At 33.2% G+C, this 21,744-nt stretch carries 24 protein-coding genes and 1 other annotated feature; all 24 genes read left to right on the top strand.

Annotated elements, in window-relative coordinates:
* The first annotated feature begins 10 nt into the window (after positions 1-10).
* The 24 genes from GKG01_RS04855 (at position 11) to GKG01_RS04740 (ending at position 21,742) form a co-directional block, all read left to right on the top strand.
* Positions 11-685 (top strand): DUF969 domain-containing protein, encoded by a 675-nt coding sequence (locus GKG01_RS04855; RefSeq protein ID WP_002835543.1) that lies wholly within the window; start codon positions 11-13, stop codon positions 683-685.
* Positions 678-1,664, top strand: coding sequence for a DUF979 domain-containing protein (locus GKG01_RS04850; protein ID WP_154271677.1), 987 nt, complete (start codon positions 678-680; stop codon positions 1,662-1,664). Before GKG01_RS04855 ends, GKG01_RS04850 begins: the two co-directional genes overlap by 8 nt.
* A gap of 11 nt (positions 1,665-1,675) precedes the next feature.
* Positions 1,676-2,317 carry a pyroglutamyl-peptidase I gene (pcp, locus tag GKG01_RS04845; RefSeq protein WP_094224398.1) on the top strand — a complete coding sequence of 214 codons (642 nt, stop codon included), beginning with the start codon at positions 1,676-1,678 and terminating at the stop codon, positions 2,315-2,317.
* Between the two features lie 163 nt (positions 2,318-2,480).
* Entirely contained in the window at positions 2,481-2,858 is a 378-nt protein-coding gene (locus GKG01_RS04840) for a NusG domain II-containing protein (RefSeq protein WP_094209445.1), read from the top strand.
* Complete coding sequence (locus GKG01_RS04835) at positions 2,858-3,370, top strand: Gx transporter family protein (RefSeq protein ID WP_002835538.1); 513 nt, start codon at positions 2,858-2,860, stop codon at positions 3,368-3,370. The genes GKG01_RS04840 and GKG01_RS04835 overlap by 1 nt, the downstream gene beginning before the upstream one ends.
* Positions 3,371-3,372: 2 nt before the next feature.
* The gene (radC, locus tag GKG01_RS04830) at positions 3,373-4,044 is read left to right on the top strand and encodes a DNA repair protein RadC (protein WP_154271676.1); all 672 of its coding nucleotides are present in this window, start codon (positions 3,373-3,375) and stop codon (positions 4,042-4,044) included.
* The gene (locus GKG01_RS04825) at positions 4,045-5,040 is read left to right on the top strand and encodes a rod shape-determining protein (protein WP_154271675.1); all 996 of its coding nucleotides are present in this window, start codon (positions 4,045-4,047) and stop codon (positions 5,038-5,040) included.
* Complete coding sequence (gene mreC / locus GKG01_RS04820; protein WP_154271674.1) at positions 5,041-5,895, top strand: rod shape-determining protein MreC; 855 nt, start codon at positions 5,041-5,043, stop codon at positions 5,893-5,895.
* Positions 5,896-6,387 carry a rod shape-determining protein MreD gene (gene mreD, locus GKG01_RS04815; RefSeq protein WP_002838856.1) on the top strand — a complete coding sequence of 164 codons (492 nt, stop codon included), beginning with the start codon at positions 5,896-5,898 and terminating at the stop codon, positions 6,385-6,387. It abuts the gene before it with no gap.
* A gap of 8 nt (positions 6,388-6,395) precedes the next feature.
* The gene (locus GKG01_RS04810) at positions 6,396-9,722 is read left to right on the top strand and encodes a penicillin-binding transpeptidase domain-containing protein (protein WP_154271673.1); all 3,327 of its coding nucleotides are present in this window, start codon (positions 6,396-6,398) and stop codon (positions 9,720-9,722) included.
* Positions 9,703-10,299 (top strand): cell division inhibitor, encoded by a 597-nt coding sequence (locus tag GKG01_RS04805; protein WP_154271672.1) that lies wholly within the window; start codon positions 9,703-9,705, stop codon positions 10,297-10,299. Before GKG01_RS04810 ends, GKG01_RS04805 begins: the two co-directional genes overlap by 20 nt.
* Complete coding sequence (locus GKG01_RS04800; protein ID WP_154254410.1) at positions 10,296-11,300, top strand: ribonuclease E/G; 1,005 nt, start codon at positions 10,296-10,298, stop codon at positions 11,298-11,300. The genes GKG01_RS04805 and GKG01_RS04800 overlap by 4 nt, the downstream gene beginning before the upstream one ends.
* 20 nt (positions 11,301-11,320) lie before the next feature.
* Positions 11,321-11,393 (top strand) — a sequence feature (ribosomal protein L21 leader region).
* A gap of 12 nt (positions 11,394-11,405) precedes the next feature.
* Positions 11,406-11,714 carry a 50S ribosomal protein L21 gene (rplU, locus tag GKG01_RS04795; protein ID WP_094208313.1) on the top strand — a complete coding sequence of 103 codons (309 nt, stop codon included), beginning with the start codon at positions 11,406-11,408 and terminating at the stop codon, positions 11,712-11,714.
* Entirely contained in the window at positions 11,714-12,055 is a 342-nt protein-coding gene (locus GKG01_RS04790) for a ribosomal-processing cysteine protease Prp (protein WP_094205326.1), read from the top strand. The genes rplU and GKG01_RS04790 overlap by 1 nt, the downstream gene beginning before the upstream one ends.
* 2 nt (positions 12,056-12,057) lie before the next feature.
* On the top strand, positions 12,058-12,342 hold the full coding sequence (rpmA, locus tag GKG01_RS04785; protein WP_035109683.1) for a 50S ribosomal protein L27: 285 nt from the start codon (positions 12,058-12,060) through the stop codon (positions 12,340-12,342).
* A 126-nt stretch (positions 12,343-12,468) separates the two neighbouring features.
* Positions 12,469-13,734, top strand: coding sequence for a GTPase ObgE (obgE, locus tag GKG01_RS04780; protein WP_154271671.1), 1,266 nt, complete (start codon positions 12,469-12,471; stop codon positions 13,732-13,734).
* An 8-nt stretch (positions 13,735-13,742) separates the two neighbouring features.
* Positions 13,743-14,033: a YhbY family RNA-binding protein gene (locus GKG01_RS04775; protein ID WP_002835523.1), complete on the top strand. Its 291-nt coding sequence runs from the start codon at positions 13,743-13,745 to the stop codon at positions 14,031-14,033.
* Positions 14,026-14,625 carry a nicotinate-nucleotide adenylyltransferase gene (gene nadD, locus GKG01_RS04770; RefSeq protein ID WP_154271670.1) on the top strand — a complete coding sequence of 200 codons (600 nt, stop codon included), beginning with the start codon at positions 14,026-14,028 and terminating at the stop codon, positions 14,623-14,625. Before GKG01_RS04775 ends, nadD begins: the two co-directional genes overlap by 8 nt.
* A complete protein-coding gene (gene yqeK / locus GKG01_RS04765) occupies positions 14,615-15,190 on the top strand; it encodes a bis(5'-nucleosyl)-tetraphosphatase (symmetrical) YqeK (protein WP_154271669.1) in 576 nt (191 codons plus the stop codon). Before nadD ends, yqeK begins: the two co-directional genes overlap by 11 nt.
* Positions 15,191-15,493, top strand: coding sequence for a ribosome silencing factor (gene rsfS, locus GKG01_RS04760; RefSeq protein ID WP_002835520.1), 303 nt, complete (start codon positions 15,191-15,193; stop codon positions 15,491-15,493).
* Between the two features lie 9 nt (positions 15,494-15,502).
* On the top strand, positions 15,503-15,871 hold the full coding sequence (locus GKG01_RS04755; RefSeq protein ID WP_094223227.1) for a Rid family detoxifying hydrolase: 369 nt from the start codon (positions 15,503-15,505) through the stop codon (positions 15,869-15,871).
* Between the two features lie 165 nt (positions 15,872-16,036).
* Positions 16,037-18,379 carry a cell wall-binding repeat-containing protein gene (locus GKG01_RS04750; RefSeq protein ID WP_154271668.1) on the top strand — a complete coding sequence of 781 codons (2,343 nt, stop codon included), beginning with the start codon at positions 16,037-16,039 and terminating at the stop codon, positions 18,377-18,379.
* 96 nt (positions 18,380-18,475) lie between these two features.
* Positions 18,476-19,573 carry a redox-regulated ATPase YchF gene (gene ychF / locus GKG01_RS04745; RefSeq protein WP_094205333.1) on the top strand — a complete coding sequence of 366 codons (1,098 nt, stop codon included), beginning with the start codon at positions 18,476-18,478 and terminating at the stop codon, positions 19,571-19,573.
* A 399-nt stretch (positions 19,574-19,972) separates the two neighbouring features.
* Positions 19,973-21,742, top strand: a complete 1,770-nt coding sequence (locus tag GKG01_RS04740; RefSeq protein ID WP_154271667.1) for an aminopeptidase P family protein — start codon at positions 19,973-19,975, stop codon at positions 21,740-21,742.
* Positions 21,743-21,744 lie beyond the last annotated feature (2 nt).

The raw sequence follows: 21,744 nt of genomic DNA, 5'->3' as shown, positions 1-21,744 counted from the left end.
GGAGAGCAATATGGGAGAATATTTAGTTTTCATAGGAATATTAATTATTGTCGTTGGATTCGCACTAAAACTAGATGTTTTGGGAATAGTTCTCTTGGCAGGTCTTGTTACAGGTCTTGCGGGAGGTCTTGGATTAACGGGCACTTTGAAAATTATGGGAGAAGGATTTGTCAATAATAGACTGATGAGTTTGTTCTTGATTTCATTTCCTGTTATCGCAATTATGGAACGATACGGACTTAAGGAAAAGGCTAGAGATTTTATTTCCAAATTCAAAATGGCTAGTGCAGGTTCTGTTTTGTGGATTTACTTGTTCATTAGATGGATAGCTGCTGCGTTTTCTTTAAGACTTGGTGGACACGTTCAATTTATACGTCCATTGATTTTACCAATGGCAGAAGGTGCTGCAAGAAAGAAAGTTGATTTGACAGAAGTAAGACTTGACGAGTTGAAGGGTTTAGCTGCTGCTGTTGAAAACTACGGTAACTTCTACGGACAAAATATATTTCCATTGGCATCTGGTGTACTTTTGATGCAAACTACATTAAAAGATGCAGGATTTCCATTGGAAACTGCAGAAATAGCAAAATGGTCTATATTTGCAGGGGTTAGTATGTTGATTATTGCACTTATACAATGTGCTGTTTTTGAAATGAAACTTAGAAAGGATATAAAAAATGTTTGATTTTTTTGTAGATAATCAGGTTGTTCTTGATGAGATAGCATACATCTTATGTGGAATTATCTGCATAATGACTGGTATCCGTGCAAGATTCAACAAAGAAGCAAAGATAGGTACAATGCTTTTCTGGATATTACTTGGAGTATTGTTTGCTGGTGGAGGATTCTTGGTAAGAAATGTAGAATCTGGTGGAATAATTGTAGGTGTTATACTTTTATTCTTGGGAGTATTATCAATTGCAAATCAAATCAAACCAGCAGAATTTAAAGAACTAACAGAAGAAGAAAGAATGAAAAATGCTGAAAAAGTTGGAGGCAAGATTTTTATTCCAGCATTAGTAATGGGAATTAGTGCGATGCTTTTATCGCAATTGAAATCTTTTAAGATTCCTTTGAAAAACACTGATGGAATATTCTCATTGTCAGCTGCACAAGTTCTTACTATTTCATCATTATTGGCTTTGATTATTGCGATTATTATCGCAAAGCCAAAAGCAAAAGAAACTGCAGAAGACACTACAAAAATGTTGATGCAAGTTGGATCTTCATCATTACTACCACAATTATTAGGTGGTTTGGGAGTTATATTTGCATCTGCTGGGGTAGGTAAGCTAATAGGTAGCTTGGCTGCTGGAATTGTAGGCGATGCGGGAGTATTTGCAGCTGCTGTTGCGTATATCGTTGGAATGGTTGTATTTACGATGATAATGGGTAATGCATTCGCTGCATTTACTGTTATTACTCTAGGAATTGGTGTTCCTTTATTGATGGCAAAAGGTGCAAATCCTGCTGTTGTAGCATCACTTGGTATGACTGCTGGATACTGCGGTACTTTGATTACACCAATGGCGGCAAACTTTAACATAGTTCCAGCTGCAATCTTAGAGATGAAAGATAAAAATGGAGTTATTAAAGCACAACTTCCTGTTGCTTTAGCTCTAGTATTTGTTCATGTTGTATTATTAATGATATTAGCATTTTAGGAGGTAAATTTATGAAAATTTTAGTTTCTGGATTTGATCCATTTGGTGGAGAAAAAATTAACCCTGCAATAGAATCGGTTAAGTTATTACCTGATTCAATTAAAGGAAATGAAATAATCAAAATAGAAATTCCTACAGTTATTGGAAAAAGTGTAGATAAATTGAAAGAAAAAATCGCAGAAGTTAAACCAGATGTTGTAATATCAGTTGGACAAGCTGGTGGACGTGAAGACATTACTGTAGAAAGAGTTGCAATCAATGTTGATGATTGTAGAATTAAAGATAACGAAGGAAACCAACCAATCGACGAAAAAATCGCCGAAGATGGCCCTGATGCATATTTGTTGACTCTACCAATCAAAGCAATAGTTGAAAACATTAAATCAGCAAACATTCCAGCATCTGTGTCAAACACTGCAGGAACATTCATCTGTAACCATGTTGCATACGGAATGGCTCATGTAAGAGCTACTGAATATCCTAATATGAGAACTGGATTTATTCACATTCCATTTTTACCAGAACAAGTTTTAGATAAACCACACACTGCTTCAATGAATTTGGATACAATTGCAAAAGCATTGGAAAAAGCAATTGAAGCTGTAATAGACAATGATGAAGACATCAAAGTTACAGGTGGAAAAACTCATTAAAATAAATTTTGATTTAAAATCATAAAAATTTTGATTGAAGAACTTCGAAGCATTTGAGTTTCGAGGTTCTTTTTTTATTTGCAAATGAATTTTCATTTTTGTTTAATCTTGAAAAGATACACGATAAAATGATAAACTATAAGGTAGTTTAAAGGAGAATTTAATGACTAAATACGATAAAATTTTGATTGGATTTTTGTTGTGTTTTTCAGCTGTATTGTTTGTGATTTTAAATATTAATAATGTAAATTCACAAGACAAATACGTTTCAATTCAAGTGAATGGAAAAGAAATCAAACAAATTACACTTCCAATCGATCATTATGATTATAAAATCGATAATAAATACGGTCACAACGTTGTTCATATTAATGGATACAGTGTTGCAATTACTGAATCCGATTGTCCGGACAAGTTGTGTATGCTAAAAGGAAAGATAGATAAACCAGGGGATGTTATTGTTTGTTTGCCGAATAAATTAGTTGTAGAAATTAAGGCTAACAAGCAAAACAAAGATGATATTGATGTGGTGAATTATTGATGAAAAGATTACATATTCCTATTTTAACGGCAGTTGCATTGGTAGTAAGCTTGATTGAGTCAATGATTCCACTTCCAATCGTAATGCCTGGTGCAAAACTTGGGCTTAGCAACATTGTAATACTAACATGCTTAATTGTTTTTGGTTTTAGAGATTCTCTTGTAATAGGAATCTTAAAATCATTTTTACTAATGCTAATCACAGGGGCTGTTATAAGCTTTTTCTATTCATTGGCAGGAGCTGTAAGCTCCCTTGTTGTGATGTATTTGGTAAACAAATATTTGAGAAAATATTTTTCGTTGATTGGAGTTAGCTTGTTCGGAGCTTTTACTCACAACTTATCGCAAGTATTGGTGTGTGCAATTATGCTGAACAATCTTAGAATTTTGGTTTATTTGCCAATTTTGGTGTTTTTGAGTATATTTACAGGTGTATTTGTTGGGCTTACTTCAAATTACCTAACAAATGCACTTTCTAAGCAAAAAAATTATTTGTTTAATAATAGGAGATAACAATGAGAGTTAAGGAAATGAATGAGTCCCTAAGACCCAGAGAAAAAATGAAAATCAATGGTATTTCTTCAATGAGTGATGAAGAATTGATGCAAATTATATTGAAGACTGGAATCAAAGAAGAGGGAGTAGAAGTTCTCTCCAAAAGAGTCGTTGATTATATTAATGAAAATGATTATAAGGATATTTGCGTTGAGGAATTAATGAAGATAAAGGGAATTGGGATGGCAAAGGCTACATCAATCTTGGCTGGAATTGAAATAGGAAGAAGACTTGCTTTGAGAAAAGCAATGGATAGTTTCAGTCTGAACGATCCAGATAGCGTTGCAGAGATTTTTTGTAATGAGATTGGAAGTTGTGATGTGGAAAACTTCTATGCACTACTTCTCGATACTAAAAATAGAATTATTTCCAAAGAGCTTATTAGCAAAGGCACTATCAATCAATCTATCGTTCATCCTAGAGAAGTTTTTAAATCTGCTATTAAGAAGGGAGCGAATTCGATTATTTTAGTACATAATCATCCTTCAGGTTCTCTTATTCCATCAAATGCGGATATTGAAGTTACAAAAAGATTGGATAAAGTGGGGGATTTGGTAGGAATACAAGTGTTAGATCATATTATCGTTAGCTCAAATGATAGTCTGAGTATGAGGAAAGGAATGTATTTTTAAATGAAATTATTTAAATTTCAACAAGAGGGTTTGGGAATTGATTTGGGAACTTCTAATTCCATTATTTCCGATGAAAATGGGAAAATAATAATCAACGAACCTAGCGTTGTAGCTATAGATATAAATAATTACGATATTGTCGCTGTGGGAACTGAAGCGAAAAGCATGATTGGAAAAACTCCGGACAATATCGTAGCAATAAGTCCGATTGAAAACGGCGTTATAGCTGATTTTGAATCGACTGTTAGCATGCTTTCGTATTTTATTAAAAAAGCGAGACCAAATTTTTCGGTTTTTCAACCAGAAGTGTGTGTATCGGTGTCTGCATCTTTGACGGATGTTGAGAGAAGAAGCGTGGAAGATTTGGCGCTAAATTCTGGAGCGAGAAGTGTAAAATTGGTTGAAGAAAACATAGCTTCTCTTAAAGGATTGGGTGTCGATGTAGATGAACCAACGGGACACATTATTTTAAATATTGGCGCAGGTACAATCGAAGCTTCTGTGATTAGTTTGGGTGGAATTGTTACAAGCTACTGCATCAAAAGTGGTGGAGAAGATATTGACCAAGAAATAAAACAAATTTTGAAGAAAAAATTTGGAGTTAACATCGGTATTTCAACAGCAGAAGCGATTAAGTTTAAGATTGCGACATTGAATTCTGACAGGGAAAACAACACGATGATTGTTGGGGGAACTGATGTGATATCCACGATGCCAAAATCTGTTGAGATTAGGGCGAAGGATATTACTCCTGCGATTGTGCCGATAGCAGATATGTGCATCGAAGCGTTGAGAAAAGTTTTGGAGAAAACTCCACCGGATATTGCAAACGAAATTATTGCAGAAGGAATCTACATTGTAGGTGGAGTGAGTCTTATCGACTACATTCATGAATACATCACAAATGTTTTGGGAATCAAAGTGTTGAAAGTGGATAGTCCGATGGATTGCACAGGAATTGGTATTGGTAAATTCTTAAAGAAGGGAGACAAATAATTGGCTAAGTTTGGATATAATAATAAGCTTAGAAAAAAAGTGTTCTTCTTTGCGGTGACTTTGTTTCTCATATTGACTATTACAATATCAAACAATAATAAAACCTACATGTCTATTGGAGAAAACGCGATAGGAACAGTGATTACTCCTGTTAACAAAGTGTTTTATGTGATAGGCTCCAAATTCAAGGAATCAGTTCATTATGTTTTTGGAACTAAAAAAATGCGTGAAGATAATCAAAGATTAACGGTAGAAAACGCAAAACTACGAAAAAACGTAGATAATTTGAACAAAGTTATAAGTGACAAGAGATATTTGCAAGAAGAATACGAACTTTTGAGTAAGGATAGGACTATAAAAACAAAAGCTTTCATAACAGGAAAAGATCCTGGGAATATTTTTACTAGATTTAGTATAGATAAAGGCTCAATGGATAAAATCAAAAAAGGTGACATCGTGATAGAGGCTGTGTCTTCAAATGATGGAATCGAAAAAGGTTTAGTTGGAGTTGTAACGGAGGTTGGACTTAACCATAGCAAAGTGGACACTATTATGAATAGCGGAAACAACGTTGGGTTTAGACTTGCAAAAAGTGAAGATGTTGGGATTTTGAATGAAAAAGAACAAGACATTCTTAAAGGATACATGTACGATTCTAATGCTGATGTAAAAGTTGGAGATATTATTACAACATCGGGACTTGGAGGAGTGTATCCGAGAGATATCAAAATCGGAGAAGTAACAGAAGTTATCAAGACAAAGGATAATTTCACCAAAATTATTAAATGCAAATCCCAAATCAACTTTAACAATATGTACCGCGTTCTTATAGTTGATGGACAAGGAGTGAATTAGATGAACAAGTTAAAAATATTTTTGATAGTTTTGTTGGACATCATAATCCAAGCGACACTTCTTTCCAGAATTTCAGTATTCAACGTGTACACGAATATTTCCATACCGATAGTAGTGTTATTGTCCATTGGATTTGGTGCGTATACAGGCTCATTAAACGGTATGATAATTGGGCTAATTGAGGATGCGATATTCAGTCCAGTTATTGGAGTAAGAGCGTTGATTTATTTTACATCAGGATTTTTAATTGGAAATAGCGAAGCAGGAATTAACAAAGAAGATCCAAGAAGTGGTATGATACTTACGTTTTTTGTGACTTTGTATTACACTCTCGTTCATTATTTTGTACTCTATATTACAGGAAATGGATTCAATAAAGCTTATTTAAAAGGACCGATTTTAATCGAAATGATTTTAAATGTTCTATTGTATTATGTTTTGTTCAAATTGTTCAAAAAGATATTTAAATTTCCAAAATTTAAGTTTATTTGAGGTACAAAATGAAGAAATTTGACAATAAATTTTTAAAAAAACTTGAAAAATACGATAGATTTACGATAATTATTGTGATATTGGCGATAATGATGACCGTACTTACTTTGAAATTGATGCATTTGACATTAATTAAAGGAAACTACTACAGGGATATTGCCAAGAATAATAGACTTCGTGAAGTTAAAATCCCTGCTCCTAGGGGAAATATTTACGATAGAAACGGAGAATTGTTAGCGACGACGAAAAATGTTTATGTTGCTAATTTGTACAAAGATCAAATCAAACAAATGAAGCTTGACGATAGTAATGATGCATTGTTGAATTTATCGAGAATTTTGGAAAAAGATGGTTCGATGAATACCGAAGATTTTCCAATCGCACTTAACGCTTTTACTTACAGAAATACGGACGATTATTTGAAAGAAGATAAATCACCGCTTGACAAAGTGGCATCAATTGTCATGGATAAAAACATAATGGCAAATCTGATCGACAAGACTTACACACAAGAAACTAATCAAGGAATTTATAAGAAAACAGTCTTGGATTATTGCTTGAATGCACTTCGTTCAAAAGGTTTGACTTTGAAATTGGATCGTAAAGATAATACAAAGTTCGATACAAATGACAAAGAAACTGTGAAATTACTAAAAAAACACGGATTAAAGGAAACTTCAGATGTTAATTCTGCGATAGCTACGATAATTCAAAAAGACAAATCAATTATCAGAAAACTTTTGAATGACAGCGTCATTAGGTCGATGGTTTACAAGGAATTGGAAAAGGAAAATCTTCAAGATAATATCGTTCTGAAAGATATGGAACTAAAAGACAACCAAAAACTTTTGGAGAAAAAAGTTGAAATGATGAAGTTGTCCAACAAAATTGATTTTAAAACAGAAGCTGCTGACGATTTTGTAAATATTGTAAAAGACAATACTATAGTTGAGCTTTTGAAAAAAGTTGATGTAGAAGATGACAAGAAAACTGTTGTGTTGGAAAAAGCCCTAAACTTACTCAAAAAAAATGGAATACAAACAAATGTAGAGTTTAGCTTGGATGAGAAAGACAAGCAAAATCCAAAAGTTAAGGCTAAGTTTGTCACAGAAAGTAAAAAGTCTACAGATCCATACAAACACGTTGCAGATTTATTGAATTCGAATAATTTATCGTTCAAATTCATAACAGATGACGAAATCAAACTTATTGCTCAATCGGTAAACACTGAAAACAACATCAATCCTTCGATTAGTGTTAATGATTGGAAGTACATTTACGAAAAAAATATGGAAGATTTCTACAAGAGTTACGACAAGGAAATAAATTCTGATGTTAAGCTTTTGTATGAAGAAATTTTGAAGAAAAATAAATGCGAAAAATATTCAAAATACGATGCCTACAACATCGTAAGTATTTACAATCAATTAAAAAATAAAGGACAAAAAGGTTATGAGCCAATCGCTCTAAGCTACAATTTAACGGAAGAATCCGTGAGTAGCATCGAGGAAAGATTTGGAAAAAACCAAGGAATAGAGGTAGCGACAAGGTCAGTTAGATATTATCCTAATGGTGAAGAACTAAGTCACGTGTTGGGATATATCGGAAAGATTTCTACTGAGAAAGAAATTGAAGAATACGTAAAACAAAAAGGCTACAGCAAGGATGCTTTGATTGGTAAAACTGGAATTGAAGAAAGCAAGGAAGATGCATTAAAAGGACAAGACGGATCTTTGAGGGTTATGGTCGACAGCAAAGGAAATAGAACTGAAACTTTGTCTGAGAAAAAAGCAATTCCTGGCGACAATGTGTATTTGAGTATTGACACTAATGTTCAAAGAGTTGCCGAAGAATCTTTGAAAAAATCTATAAAAGCCGTAAGCTCTGGAGGAACTTATGTATCCGAATGGGGAGACAAAACTTTAGCTGGATATAAGAACGCAAAAAGTGGTGCAGCAGTTGCAGTAGATGTTGAAACTGGAGAAATACTTGCGATGGCTTCATTCCCATCTTATAATCCAAATTTGTTTTCAACTGGGATTTCACAAACTGATTGGGAAAGTTTACAAGCAGAAGATCCGAAAGATCCAATATCCCCACGACCTCTGTATAACATTCCAATGCAAGCTGCGATGCAACCAGGTTCTATTTTCAAACTTAATACTTCTCTTGCAGCATTAGAGGGTGGATTTGATCCTTATCATGAAATAAAATGCGGAGGATACGTAGATGTCGGCGGTTCTATATTCGGTTGTTGGATATGGAATGAACACAAAGGAACTCACGGTAGCGACAATGTGATGAAAGCACTAAGAGACAGTTGTAACTACTATTATTATTCTCTAGCACTTGGAAAAGATCAAAGACGTTCCAGAGATTTGGGATATCAATTGAGTGTTGATGAATTGGTGTCTACTGCAAGAAAACTTGGCCTAGGTAGTAAAACTGGAATAGATATCAATATTCCAGCAGAAAATTCTGGAACAGTTCCAGACCCACAAATAAAAGAAAATAACTTCAAAGCAATATTCAGAAGATTTTTGGAAAAAAATGCGGAAAAATATATAAAAGAAGGAGAAGTATTTACTCCAAAGGAAATGAAATCAAAAATCGATAAAATAGTGCTATTAGCAGATGATAAAAATCTTCAAACGAGAAGCAATATTATAAATACATTGAATAGTTTGGGATTTGATGCAGAAAAGAAACTAGACGGAGAGAGAAATTCGTTCGCCGATAAAATCAAATTCGATTATTTGAGCCAATCAAAGTGGAATATCGGTGATATGTTGAACGTAGTTATCGGTCAAGGACAGAACGCATACACGCCACTTCAAATGGCAAGATATATGTCTGCATTTGCAAATAATGGATACTTGAACAAATTATCGCTTGTAAATGAAGTAAAATCCAATGACAATTCCACATCGCTATTTAAAAACGAAAAGAAAAGCGAAAAAATCAAATTGAAAAATTACGAAAATTTGGAATATATCAGAAAAGGACTTCACTTGGCTACGACTGAAGGCTACGAAAAAAATACTTTTAAAAACTTCCCAGTTTCTGCGGGAGTGAAGACAGGAACAGCCCAAGTTGGGGTTAATCCAGTAACTGGAGAGACATATGACAACCATGCATGGATGATTGGATTTGCTCCAGTTGAAAATCCTAAAGTTGCAGTGGCAACAGTTATTATGCAAGGTGGAACGAGCACGAATAATGGACCAATGACAAGAGATATAATGGCAGAAGCGTTGAAATTAAAAAAAGAAAAAGACGAAAAACAAGAAAATACTGAGAGTGAGAATGATATGTATGAAAACAGTACTCGTTAATTCACAATTACAAAAAAAGGCTTTGTTGATACAAAGCCTTTGTAATTTATTAGACGGAAAAATTTTAATAGTAAATTCAGAAAATTCAAGAGAAATAGAATACGCATTAGGGGTGGAGGATTACTGCGTTTATGACACATTGGATGTGTTGAGTAATGTGGTTGATTACAAGAAATCCATGGTCAAAATCACAGAAGATAGATATGTTATACCTTCAACCATAAAACCCGACAAATATTCTGCTACAATTGATGATTACCAAAATTTATTGGATAAATTAAGTGAGTTTGACATTGTAATATTCACTGAAGATATTGGAATAGAATTTGATGAAGAAATAATGTGGGGAAATGAAGAAAAATCTCACGCAAAAAAATTATTTCAAATTACGGATTCATCATCCAAAAGGAAATCTGATTACAAATACATTGGAAAATTAGAGTTCACAAAAGAATACGAGAAGAAAATTAATTCCTATTCTGAAAATGTCGATGAAAAACTAACTGAAATTATCCAAAATTACAAACAAGACAAAGAAGCGAAAATCGGATTTTTCGATAGGATTTTCAAAAGATGAAATATCTATTCATAGACAAAAACACTTGGGGATATTATGATGATGAGCTTAAATTATTGGGAGATTACGACAGTGAACTTGGTAACATCTACGTAGCCAAAATCACAAAATACGATAAAAAACTCGACGCGTTTTTTATAGAATACGACAAAAAGAAAACAGGATTTCTGAATAATACAAAGTTCACCAAAAACTTGAAACCATCTGATGAAATAATAGTTCAGATGACGAAAGAATCAATTGGTGACAAATACCCCAAATTCACAACGAAAATTACGATTAAAACAGAAAATTTGAAATACACAAACGGCGACAAATTAACATTTGAAGGAAAACAAAAATACAAAGATATCGATAAATTCAAGCAAAAATACACATTCACAGGAATTGTAGGAGAAGATTTCTTCAAACAAGAAAAGTCACAACAAGAAAAAGAAATGAATTTTATTGTAAATAAATTACGTTACATTGAAACAGAGAAGAAATTCCTTCCGATTCCAAAACTTTTGTACAAGAAAAATCCAGTGGATAAAATAATTCAAGAAGAAGATGTGGATTATTTGATAACTAATGACAGAATAGTTTACAGACAGTACAAGGGGATTTTAAATGTAAAATTTGATGAAAATTACGATTATACCTATGATAATTTGATAAGTCGTGATATAATAGATAAAAATTCAGAAATAATAAAACTGGACAATAACGCAGAAATTGTCATCCAGAAAACTGAGGCGATGTGGGTTGTGGATGTGAATTCTTCTCAAATGATAATGAGTGAGGATTATTTTCACGAACTAAACACAAAAGCTTTGAAGAAATTCCATCAGATGATTTATTTGAAGAAAATGGTGGGAATGGTTATTGTGGATTGTGTCAGAGAAGGTGACAACAAAAAGTTATCAGATTTTATTGAAAATGAATTTTGTGAACCGAATATAAATTTTCATGGATTTAGCAATTTAAATCTATTAGAATTCACAGTAAAACTTGACAAATAAATGAAATTACTGTACAATTATTTGGTGTGTAACCGCTCGAATCGGGTTTTCAAACTTCAAAAGTACCTAGATTTGGCGAGTCTTAAAAATGAGGAGGTGCACTAAATGTTCGCAATTATTAAAACTGGTGGAAAACAATACAAAGTTTCTGAAGGAGATGTCATTAAAGTTGAAAAAATCGAAGCTGAAGCAGGCGATAAAATCGAATTTGATCAAGTATTAATGGTAGCTGGAGACGATGTTAAAGTTGGAAGCCCTGTAGTAGAAGGAGCTAAGGTTTCAGCTGAAGTTTTGGATCAAAAGAAAGACAAGAAAATTGTTATTTTCAAGTTCAAAGCTAAGAAAAACTACAGAAAGAAAAAAGGTCACAGACAACCATATACATTAGTTAAAATCGAAAAAATTGATGCTTAATGGTAACTGTCGATATTTTTAGAAAAGACGAAAAATTTGTAAAAGTCAAATCAACTGGTCATGCTGATCATGGATCCTATGGAAATGATGTGGTCTGTAGCGCTATCAGTGTTTATCTGATTAATACTGTTAACACATTTACTGAAATACTTAAGCTTGACTCTGATAAGTTGAAATTTCATTTTGAAAGCGGAGATGCTTTCTTCGAAATAAACTATGACTTACTAAATGAGACTGAAATGATTCAGGTGGATATTTTGATGAAATCATTGGTATTCGCTCTGGAATCAATACGAAACGAAAATATAAAACACTTGAAAATTAACTATCGGGAGGTGTAATGATGATAAAATTAGATTTACAATTATTCTCTAGTAAAAAGGGAGTAAGTTCTACTAAGAACGGTCGTGATTCCGAATCCAAAAGATTAGGAACTAAAAAAGGTGACGGCCAATACGTTCTAGCTGGTAACATATTAGTTAGACAAAGAGGAACAAAAATACATCCAGGCAACAACGTTGGAAAGGGTGGAGACGATACACTTTTCACTAAAATTGACGGAGTAGTTAAGTTCGAAAGAATTGGTAAAAACAGAAAGCAAGTTTCTGTATATCCAAAAGAAGCTTAATTTTTTAGCAACACCTTTGTTATGATTATAAATTGGATTTCCTTTTTATAATCGTAAGGTGTTGCTTTTTTAGTGGGAAATAATGTAAACTTACAAGTATAGTGAGCATTAGTAAAGAGGTGAAAAATGTTTATAGATGTAGCGAAGATAGAACTAAAAGCTGGAAAAGGTGGAGACGGTTCTGTTGCATTTAGAAGAGAAAAATACGAACCATCAGGAGGCCCTGCAGGTGGCGACGGCGGAGATGGCGGTAGTATTATAATTGTCGGAGATAAAGACATTAAAACTTTGATGGATTACAGTTACAAATCCATTTACAAAGCTGAAAATGGCGGCGACGGCAGAAACAAAAAACAATTTGGAAAAAAAGGTGAAGATTTAATTCTTAAAGTTCCAGTTGGGACTTTGGTTAAAGATTACGATACAGATACGGTTATCTACGATGTAAAACACGATAAGGAAGAATTTGTAATTTGCAAAGGCGGCAAAGGCGGAAAGGGAAATGTTCATTTTAAATCATCTATAAGACAAGCGCCAAGATTTGCAGAGCCTGGAACAAAAGGTGAAGAAAAAACAATTAAGTTAGAATTGAAACTTTTAGCGGATGTTGGATTAATTGGGCTTCCTAATGTTGGGAAATCTACACTTTTGTCGATAATGTCAAACGCAAGACCTAAAATTGCGAATTATCACTTCACAACACTTGAGCCAAATCTTGGAGTGTGCAAAGTCGGAGAAAAAAGTTTCGTACTTGCAGATATTCCTGGATTAATCGAAGGAGCAAGTGAAGGATTGGGACTTGGTCATGATTTCTTAAAGCACATCGAAAGAACTAAAATTTTAGTTCATGTGTTGGATATTTCTGGTAGCGAAGGTAGAAATCCAATCGAAGATTTTGAACTTATCAATAGCGAATTGGCTTCATACAATATCAAATTGAATGATAAAAAAATGCTCGTGGTTTTGAATAAAACTGACCTAGGGGCAGAAGATAATATAAAAGAATTCAGAGAAAAATATTCTGACAAAGTTGATGAAATCGTAGAAATAAGTGCTGCTACAACTGAGAATGTGGACAAACTTATGTATTTGATTGCAGATACTTTGGATAGCATAGAAGATGATTATTCTACATTGGATGAACAATATGTTTACTTTGAAGAGGAAAAAGAACCTGATTTCAAAGTTAGAAAAGAAAACGAAAACTACATTGTCGAAGGTCCGTTGATTGAAAACTTAATTTACAGAACAAACTTTGAAGTGTACGAATCAGTAAATCACTTGCAAAAAGTTTTGGAAGACAAGGGAATTATAGAACAATTAAAAGATCTTGGAATTCAAGATGGAGATAATGTAATTATCGGTGATGTGGAATTTGATTTTTATGAATAGGAGATAAAATGATAACACCAAAACAAAGAGCAAAATTAAAAAAGATTTCTCATGGTTACAAACCACTTGTAAATATTGGCAAAGGTGGAATTTCAGAAAATACTTTGAAACAAATCGATGATACTTTGAACAAGAGAGAAGTCATGAAGATTAAAATTCTCAACAATAATTTGGACGATAGAGATATGTTGATAGACGAAATATTGACAAAACTTGACTGTGAATTTGTAAGATATATGGGAAATATTCTAACAATTTACAGAGAATCTGAAAACAAGGTAATAGATTTAGATGATTAAAGTCGGAATAATGGGTGGGACTTTTGATCCCATTCATATAGGACATTTGATATTAGCTATGGAAGCTATTAATTACAAAAATTTGGATGAAGTGTGGTTTATTCCTACTGGTAATCCGAATTTTAAGCAAGATAAAAATGTCACAGACAAACAAAAAAGATTTGAAATGGTGAAGATTGCCACACAAGATAACAAGAAGTTTAATGTATGTGATTATGAAATCAACAAAAAAGGCGTGACATATTCATGGGAAACTATGAAATATTTGAGAGAAAATTACGATCATGATTTTTATTTCATAATGGGCGAAGATTCGCTGATGAGTGTGGAAACTTGGGAGAATGCAGAAGATTTTTTGAAAAATACTAAGATTTTGTCTTGTATTAGAAGACAAGAAGAGATGTCCAAACTAGATATAAAAATCGATGATTTAAAATCAAAGGGATATTTTGTGGAGAAAATTCCCACAAGTTTTATAGATATTTCTTCTACAAAAATCAGAGAGAAAGCTCAAACAAATCAGGATTTTAGGTATTTCGTGCCAAATCAAGTTTTTGAATATATTGTGAGAAACAAATTATATGAAAGTTAAAGAAATAGAAAATAATTTGAGTAAAATGCTCAAAAAAACAAGATACGAACACGTTTTGAGAGTGAGGGACAAAGCTATTGAATTAGCAAAGCTTTACAATCAAGACTATGCAAAAATAGAATTAGCGGCGCTTCTTCACGACTGTGCAAAAAACAACGAAGAAATGTATTTGGATAAGTACAAGAAAGAATTTGAAGAGCTTAGAGATTTGAGAGGGAAAAATTCTGATATGGAAAATCCTAAGTTATTGCACTGCTATTTGGGTAGAATTGTCGCTAGCAAAGAATACGGCGTAAATGACGAAGAAATTTTGGATGCGATAGAATTTCACACAACTGGAAGAATTAATATGACTGATTTCGAAAAAATAATTTACTTGGCTGATAAGACCGAAGATAAGAGAGATTATGATGGCGTTGATGAAATCAGAAGATTATCCAAAATAAATTTGAATAAAGCAATTGTCAAATCACTAGATGATACGATAAAATATCTTATAGAAGGTGAGAGGGAAATATCTATCACTAGTGTTAATGTCAGAAATTATTTATTGAAGGGAGTATAGATGACTGAATTAGAGTTAGTTCAAAAAGCAATAGACGATAAGATTGGAAAAGACATTGTAACTTTGAAGTTAGATTCAGCTGTTGCAGATTATTTTGTGATTGCAACTGCCAATGCACCTAACCACGCTCAATCTATTATTGATGAAGTGGAAAAAGTGTGCGACGAAAATGGTTTTGAGATTTTAGGAAAAGAAGGTTACAGCGAAGGTAACTGGATTTTGCTAGATCTTAATGATATTATAGTACATGTATTTACAGAAGAAGCACGTTCTTTCTACGACATAGAAAGATTGTGGAATTAGGAGGACAGTATGAAATTTTTACATTCAGACAAAGCACCTGCTGCAATTGGACCATATTCACAAGCAACATCTGCTAACAAAACAATTTATGTATCAGGACAACTTCCAATCGTTGATGGAGAGTTACAAACTGATATAAAAAAAGCTACAAAAGCATCATTAGATAATATTTTACATATTATCGAAACTGAAGGCGGCAAAGTTGAAAACATCGCAAGAGTTGGCGTGTTCATGCAAGATTTATCACAATTTTCTGATATGAACGAAGTTTATGCAGAATTTTTCGGAGATCATAAGCCGGCAAGAAGTGCAGTTCAAGTTGCAGCTCTTCCAAAAGGAGCAATAATCGAAATAGAAGCAATTGCTGAATTAGACTAAGAATTTTTCCTCTGGGTAAATTTTACTCAGGGGATTTTTTTGTTTAAATCCTATTAAATTGTTAAGAAATTTTATTAATTCGTTTTGAATGTCAACAATTATCAAAATTGATACCATTTTGTAACTTTTTATGTTATTATGTATGTATATTAGGAGGTTGTATCTATGAAGAACTTAAAAGATATTGCTAAGGTATCGTTTGTCGCACTGTCTGTGTCATTAATGATCTCAACAGGATCTATGGCTCAAACAGAAAATGATAAGAAAGATGTAGAAAACGAGCTTAGTGCCAAATATACATCAATTAGCACACATAATCAAAGTAAGTTGACTAAGAAAGCTAAATTGGGATACGCTAACGTAGACAACTTACAAAATGAAAAAAAGGAAAATGGTGATTTGAATCATGAAGATTTAAAATCAACAGATTCAAATAAAGATATTAAGGAAAAATCAGAAAAAAAAGAAGCTTCAGAGTCTACAAAAGATGAAGAAGAGACTGAAAAAGAAGTTGTATCTGAAAAATCAGATATAAAAGATACAGAAGAAGTCTTAGAAGATTCGCCTATTAAACCTGAGAAATCTGTATCAAAGGAAAATTCAGAAGAACAAGTTTCTGAAGAAGCTGATGATAAAAAAGCGCAAGATGAAGAAGTAAAAGCATTAAATTCTGCTGGACAAATCATTCCTTCTAGAATTGCAGGTCAAAACAGATACGAATCTGCTGCACAAATTTCAAGAGAACAATTCACTAATGCTAAGAAGGTTATTGTTGTTAATGCACAAAAATACGCCGATGCATTGAGTGCAACGACTTTGTCTGATGGAAAATATTCTATTTTGTACACAGAAAAAGATTCTCTTCCAACAGCTACAAGAAATGAAATTCAAAGGCTTAATCCTGTAGAAGTATATCTTCTTGGTGGTCAGCAATCAATTAGTTCTGGAATTGAAAACATATTAAAGAAATACTCAAATAAAGTTACTAGAATTGCCGGAAGAGATAGATACGAAACTAGCGCAAAGGTTGCAGCTATGAGCAAGAAAAAGAACGTAGTTATTGCAAGTGGAGAAAACTTCAGTGACCCACTTTACGCATCTTCTTACGCTTATTCAAATAACGCTAAGATTTTGTTGAGTTCTGGAAAAACTTTGTCCAGACAAACAAGAGATTATTTACTTAGAAATAAATCTAGTATAGGAAAAGTGACAGTTGTTGGTGGAGGACAATCCATCTCATCAGCTACAGTTAGATATATTCAATCAGTCACTGGCAAAAATGTTAGTAGAATTAGTGGCAGAAACAGATACGATGGATCTGTAAAAGTGGCTAATTCTATGAACAAGGACAAAGTGTTCATCGCAAGTGGTGAAGATTTTGCAGATGCACTTGCTATAAGTCCATTGGCTCAAAAATTAAATGCACCGATTTTATTGAGTTCAAGAAGTAAACTAGACACAAGTGTCATAGCATTCTTGAATAACTTCAAAAAGTCGATCAAGGATGTATATATTGTTGGTGGATATAGAACTATAGACAATAATGTTTATGGCACAGTAAAAAATGTATTAGCAAAGCCAGTTAAAAAACCACAAGCAAAACCACAACCAAAGCCACCAGTTGTAAAAGATCAATCAGATATTATCGAAGAAGATAAAGCGATAGGTTTGCACGATTTCGTGGTTGCAAAACACTCAACAAAACTTTACAATGCTGCAAATAGTTCTGCAAAATCTGTAAGAGATATCAACACTTCAACAGTTATGCAAGTTATAAATATTTTAAATAATGGATGGATGCAATTGGATATAAATGGATTTAAAGGATATGCAAAAATTGATGATTTTGGAATGTTTAATCCTAACAAATACAGATTAGTATTTCAACAAGGAGCAGACATTTCAAAATTCAACCGCAATGTAAATATGAAATTAGCTAAGCAAAACGGAATGGATTTTGTAATATTAAAAGCAGGTTCCGGATACAGTGGTGAAGATCCAAAATTCCAACAAAACTACAGAAATGCAAAAGCAGCTGGATTAAACGTTGGAGCATATTGGTATTCATACGCTGTAAATGTTGAAGAAGCTAAGGAAGAAGCTGTAAGATACTTGAAAATATTGGGCAAAAAACAATTCGAATACCCAGTATATTTGGACTTCGAAGATCCTTCACAACGTAGAATTCCAACAAAAACAAAAACAGATATGGCGATTGCCTTTATGAGTATTCTTGAAAAGAATGGATACTACACAGGATTGTACAGCTCAGGATATTGGATTAACAACCAATTCGAAAAAAATAGATTGAAAGATTACGATATTTGGATTGCACATTGGCACGTTACAAGTCCTAACTGTTTCACACCAGATTATGGAATGTGGCAATTCACAAATAAATCAAAAATAAAAGGCGTTCCAGATACTGGAGAAGGCGGAGTAGACATGAACTATTCCTACAAAAACTATCCAAAGATTATCAAAAATGCCAAACTAAATAATTTTTAAATTAGAGCTCTGAAAAAGGGCTCTTTTTAAATGCGTATAATTTACAAAAAATATGGTATATGGTAAAATTTGAGTTAGTTAAAAGGAGTGAATGATATGAAATTAGGTATTGTGGGGCTTCCAAATGTAGGAAAGTCCACACTTTTTAATGCGATAACAAAAGCAGGTGCAGAAATGGCGAATTATCCATTCTGTACGATAGATCCTAACATCGGACTTGTAAATGTTCCTGATGAAAGAGTGTATAAATTAGCAGAACTTTTTAATTCCAAGAAAGTTATTCCAGCAACTATCGAATTTTACGACATTGCAGGTCTTGTAAAAGGCGCAAGTAAGGGAGAAGGTTTAGGAAATAAATTTTTGGAAAACATTAGAGAATCCGATGCTATTGTTGAAGTTCTAAGATGTTTTGAAGACGAAAACATAGTTCACGTTGATGGTTCAGTGGATCCACTTAGAGATATCGACACCATCAACTACGAACTTATTTTGTCTGATTTGGAAATGGTTGAAAGAAGATTAGAAAAATCCAGAAAAGCTTTGAAAGGTAATAAGGATTTGAAGGAAGAAGTGGATCTTCTTGAAAAAATCTACGACGTTTTATCAGAAGGAAAATCAATTAGAATCTTGGATTTGGACGAAGATGAAATGAAACTTATGAGAAGCTTCAATCTTTTGAGTGTAAAGCCAATAATTTACGTGTGCAATGTAAGTGAAGACGAAGTAGCAGATGCTTACGAAAACAACGAAATGGTTCAAAAAGTAAAAGATTTTGCCAAATCAGAAGATGCAAAAGTAGTTGTAATCTCTGCGCAAATTGAATCGGAAATTTCTGCGTTGGATAGCGAAGAAGACAAGAAGGAATTTTTGGAAGCAATTGGACTTGAAAAATCAGGGATTGATGATTTGATTACACAAAGTTACGATTTGCTTGGACTTATGAGCTTCTTGACAACTGGTGAAGATGAAACTCGTGCATGGACTATCAAGAAAAATACTCCTGCAGTACAAGCAGCTGGTAAAATCCACACAGATATTCAAAGAGGATTCATCAGAGCAGAAATCGTAAATTACGATGATTTGATCGAATTAAAATCTATGCCTGCAGTCCGAGAAAAAGGTCTTATGAGATTGGAAGGCAAAGACTACTTGATGCAAGATGGAGATGTAGTTCATTTTAGATTTAATGTATAGAAAAGTTTTTATGTAGTAAAAAACATCAATTGAGTTTAACTGCGGATAATTTTGGTAATAAATATCAAAAACCAGTTAGAGGTATTGGTAATATATTAGAATATAAATCAAAACCGTATTAGCAAAGAATATCATTCGTAAAAAATAATTACAAATTCTAGCGAAATGAAGCGTTAAAAAATCTCATTGTTTGAGTGCATAGCACGAGTTTGAGATTTTAGCTTCATAAGCTTTGAATTTGTTTATTTTTGGAGACAGATATTTGTGCTAATTGGTTTTGATTTTTTTATTAGCATATTTTACAAACTAGGTATTAATTTACCTAGTTTTTTTGTTAGCGTGAAAATAAACATCGTTATTTTTTATGATATAATTATTGTAACTACGAGGAGGTAATTTATGATTACAGAAAGATTAGAAAAGCTAAGAAAAAAAATGAGTGAAAGAAATATCGATGCGTATGTTGTATTATCGAGCGATCCTCATACATCTGAATATTTAGCAGATTATTATAAAACTAGAAAATATATTACTGGATTTAGTGGTAGTGCAGGAACTGCTGTAATTTTGAAGAAAAAAGCGGCTTTGTTTACTGATGGAAGATATTTTATTCAAGCTGCTAAGGAACTTGAAGGGTCTACTGTAGAATTGATGAAGATGGGTGAACCTGGGGTTCCAACTTTAATTGAATATTTGAATGAAAATGTCGGCGAATGTGGGAAAATAGGAGTTGATGGTCTTACTTTGGACTACAATGATTATTATCAATGGTTGGAAAATCTTGGCGATAGAATGATAATCACTGATGTGGATTTTGTTGGTGATATCTGGGAAGATCGTCCAGAAAAACCAAACTCAAAGGCTTATGCATTTGATGTAAAATATTGTGGCAAGGATACTAAGACAAAATTAAAAGAGTTAAGATATTTTATGGATTCTAACGATTGTGATTACAATTTTATAGGCTCTTTGGATGATATTTGCTACCTTTACAATATTAGAGGTAACGATGTATTGTACAATCCTGTTATCATAAGTTATGCATTGGTTGGAAAAGATTTTGCTAATTTGTACATTGATGATGAAAAAATCGGCGATGATTTGATTGAATTATTAAAAGAACAAGGTGTTACTGTAAAAGCTTACGAAAAAGTCTTCGAAGATTTGAGTGAGCTTCCAGGAAAAAGTGTTTTATTCTTGGATCCTTCTAAGACAAATGTAAGAATTTACAATTCAATTAATTCAAATATTAGAATTTCAAAAGGAATTCAACCTACAACTTTGATGAAAGCTCATAAGAATGAAACAGAAATTAAAAATCAAAAGAATGCTTACATCAAAGACGGCGTTGCGTTGGTTAAGTTTTTCAATTGGGTAGAAACAGGTACTCCAACTGGAAATGTTACTGAAATGAGTGCAGCAGATAAGTTGAGATATTTCAGAGAACAAGGCGATTTGTTCATGGATTTAAGTTTCGGTACTATATCTGCATATGGAGAAAATGCTGCACTTCCTCATTACGAACCATCAGTTGATCATCCAGTGACTTTACAACCGAAGGGATTGTACTTGGTTGATAGTGGTGCGCAATATTTGGATGGAACTACTGATATTACTCGTACGGTTGCTCTTGGTGAATTGACTGATGATGAAAAACTACACTATACTTTAACATTAAAATCACACATCAATTTAATGACTACAATCTTCCCTAAAGGAACAAAATCATCGAGCTTAGATCCAATTGCAAGAAGACCTATTTGGCAAGAAATGTTGGATTTCAGACACGGCACAGGTCACGGTGTGGGATTCTACCTTGGTGTTCACGAAGGACCACAAAGAATTTCGTCCGTAAATAATGATATCGACATGGACGAAGGAATGGTTACAAGTGACGAACCAGGAATTTACATCGAAGGTTCACACGGAATTAGAATCGAAAATATTATGCACTGCATCAAAGTTGGAGAATCTGAATTTGGAGAATTCTTGGGATTTGAATCGCTGTCTATTTGTCCAATTGACACAAGACCTATTATTAAAGAAAAATTACTTCCTTTCGAATTAGAATGGTTGAACAATTACAATAAGGAATGCTACGAAAAATTATCACCATACTTGGAAGGATCTGACTTAGAATATCTTGAACAACAAACAAAAGCAATATAGAA

This window comes from Finegoldia sp. BIOML-A4, from assembly GCF_009679635.1.
Taxonomy (GTDB): domain Bacteria; phylum Bacillota; class Clostridia; order Tissierellales; family Peptoniphilaceae; genus Finegoldia; species Finegoldia magna.
This window is presented reverse-complemented; position numbering and strand designations above follow the sequence as displayed.

Coding starts and splice junctions, on each gene's coding strand:
- GKG01_RS04855 (WP_002835543.1), top strand. CDS start 11: ATGGGAGAATATTTAGTTTTCATAGGAATATTAATTATTGTCGTTGGA.
- GKG01_RS04850 (WP_154271677.1), top strand. CDS start 678: ATGTTTGATTTTTTTGTAGATAATCAGGTTGTTCTTGATGAGATAGCA.
- pcp (WP_094224398.1), top strand. CDS start 1,676: ATGAAAATTTTAGTTTCTGGATTTGATCCATTTGGTGGAGAAAAAATT.
- GKG01_RS04840 (WP_094209445.1), top strand. CDS start 2,481: ATGACTAAATACGATAAAATTTTGATTGGATTTTTGTTGTGTTTTTCA.
- GKG01_RS04835 (WP_002835538.1), top strand. CDS start 2,858: ATGAAAAGATTACATATTCCTATTTTAACGGCAGTTGCATTGGTAGTA.
- radC (WP_154271676.1), top strand. CDS start 3,373: ATGAGAGTTAAGGAAATGAATGAGTCCCTAAGACCCAGAGAAAAAATG.
- GKG01_RS04825 (WP_154271675.1), top strand. CDS start 4,045: ATGAAATTATTTAAATTTCAACAAGAGGGTTTGGGAATTGATTTGGGA.
- mreD (WP_002838856.1), top strand. CDS start 5,896: ATGAACAAGTTAAAAATATTTTTGATAGTTTTGTTGGACATCATAATC.
- GKG01_RS04810 (WP_154271673.1), top strand. CDS start 6,396: ATGAAGAAATTTGACAATAAATTTTTAAAAAAACTTGAAAAATACGAT.
- GKG01_RS04805 (WP_154271672.1), top strand. CDS start 9,703: ATGAAAACAGTACTCGTTAATTCACAATTACAAAAAAAGGCTTTGTTG.
- GKG01_RS04800 (WP_154254410.1), top strand. CDS start 10,296: ATGAAATATCTATTCATAGACAAAAACACTTGGGGATATTATGATGAT.
- rplU (WP_094208313.1), top strand. CDS start 11,406: ATGTTCGCAATTATTAAAACTGGTGGAAAACAATACAAAGTTTCTGAA.
- GKG01_RS04790 (WP_094205326.1), top strand. CDS start 11,714: ATGGTAACTGTCGATATTTTTAGAAAAGACGAAAAATTTGTAAAAGTC.
- rpmA (WP_035109683.1), top strand. CDS start 12,058: ATGATAAAATTAGATTTACAATTATTCTCTAGTAAAAAGGGAGTAAGT.
- obgE (WP_154271671.1), top strand. CDS start 12,469: ATGTTTATAGATGTAGCGAAGATAGAACTAAAAGCTGGAAAAGGTGGA.
- GKG01_RS04775 (WP_002835523.1), top strand. CDS start 13,743: ATGATAACACCAAAACAAAGAGCAAAATTAAAAAAGATTTCTCATGGT.
- nadD (WP_154271670.1), top strand. CDS start 14,026: ATGATTAAAGTCGGAATAATGGGTGGGACTTTTGATCCCATTCATATA.
- yqeK (WP_154271669.1), top strand. CDS start 14,615: ATGAAAGTTAAAGAAATAGAAAATAATTTGAGTAAAATGCTCAAAAAA.
- rsfS (WP_002835520.1), top strand. CDS start 15,191: ATGACTGAATTAGAGTTAGTTCAAAAAGCAATAGACGATAAGATTGGA.
- GKG01_RS04755 (WP_094223227.1), top strand. CDS start 15,503: ATGAAATTTTTACATTCAGACAAAGCACCTGCTGCAATTGGACCATAT.
- GKG01_RS04750 (WP_154271668.1), top strand. CDS start 16,037: ATGAAGAACTTAAAAGATATTGCTAAGGTATCGTTTGTCGCACTGTCT.
- ychF (WP_094205333.1), top strand. CDS start 18,476: ATGAAATTAGGTATTGTGGGGCTTCCAAATGTAGGAAAGTCCACACTT.
- GKG01_RS04740 (WP_154271667.1), top strand. CDS start 19,973: ATGATTACAGAAAGATTAGAAAAGCTAAGAAAAAAAATGAGTGAAAGA.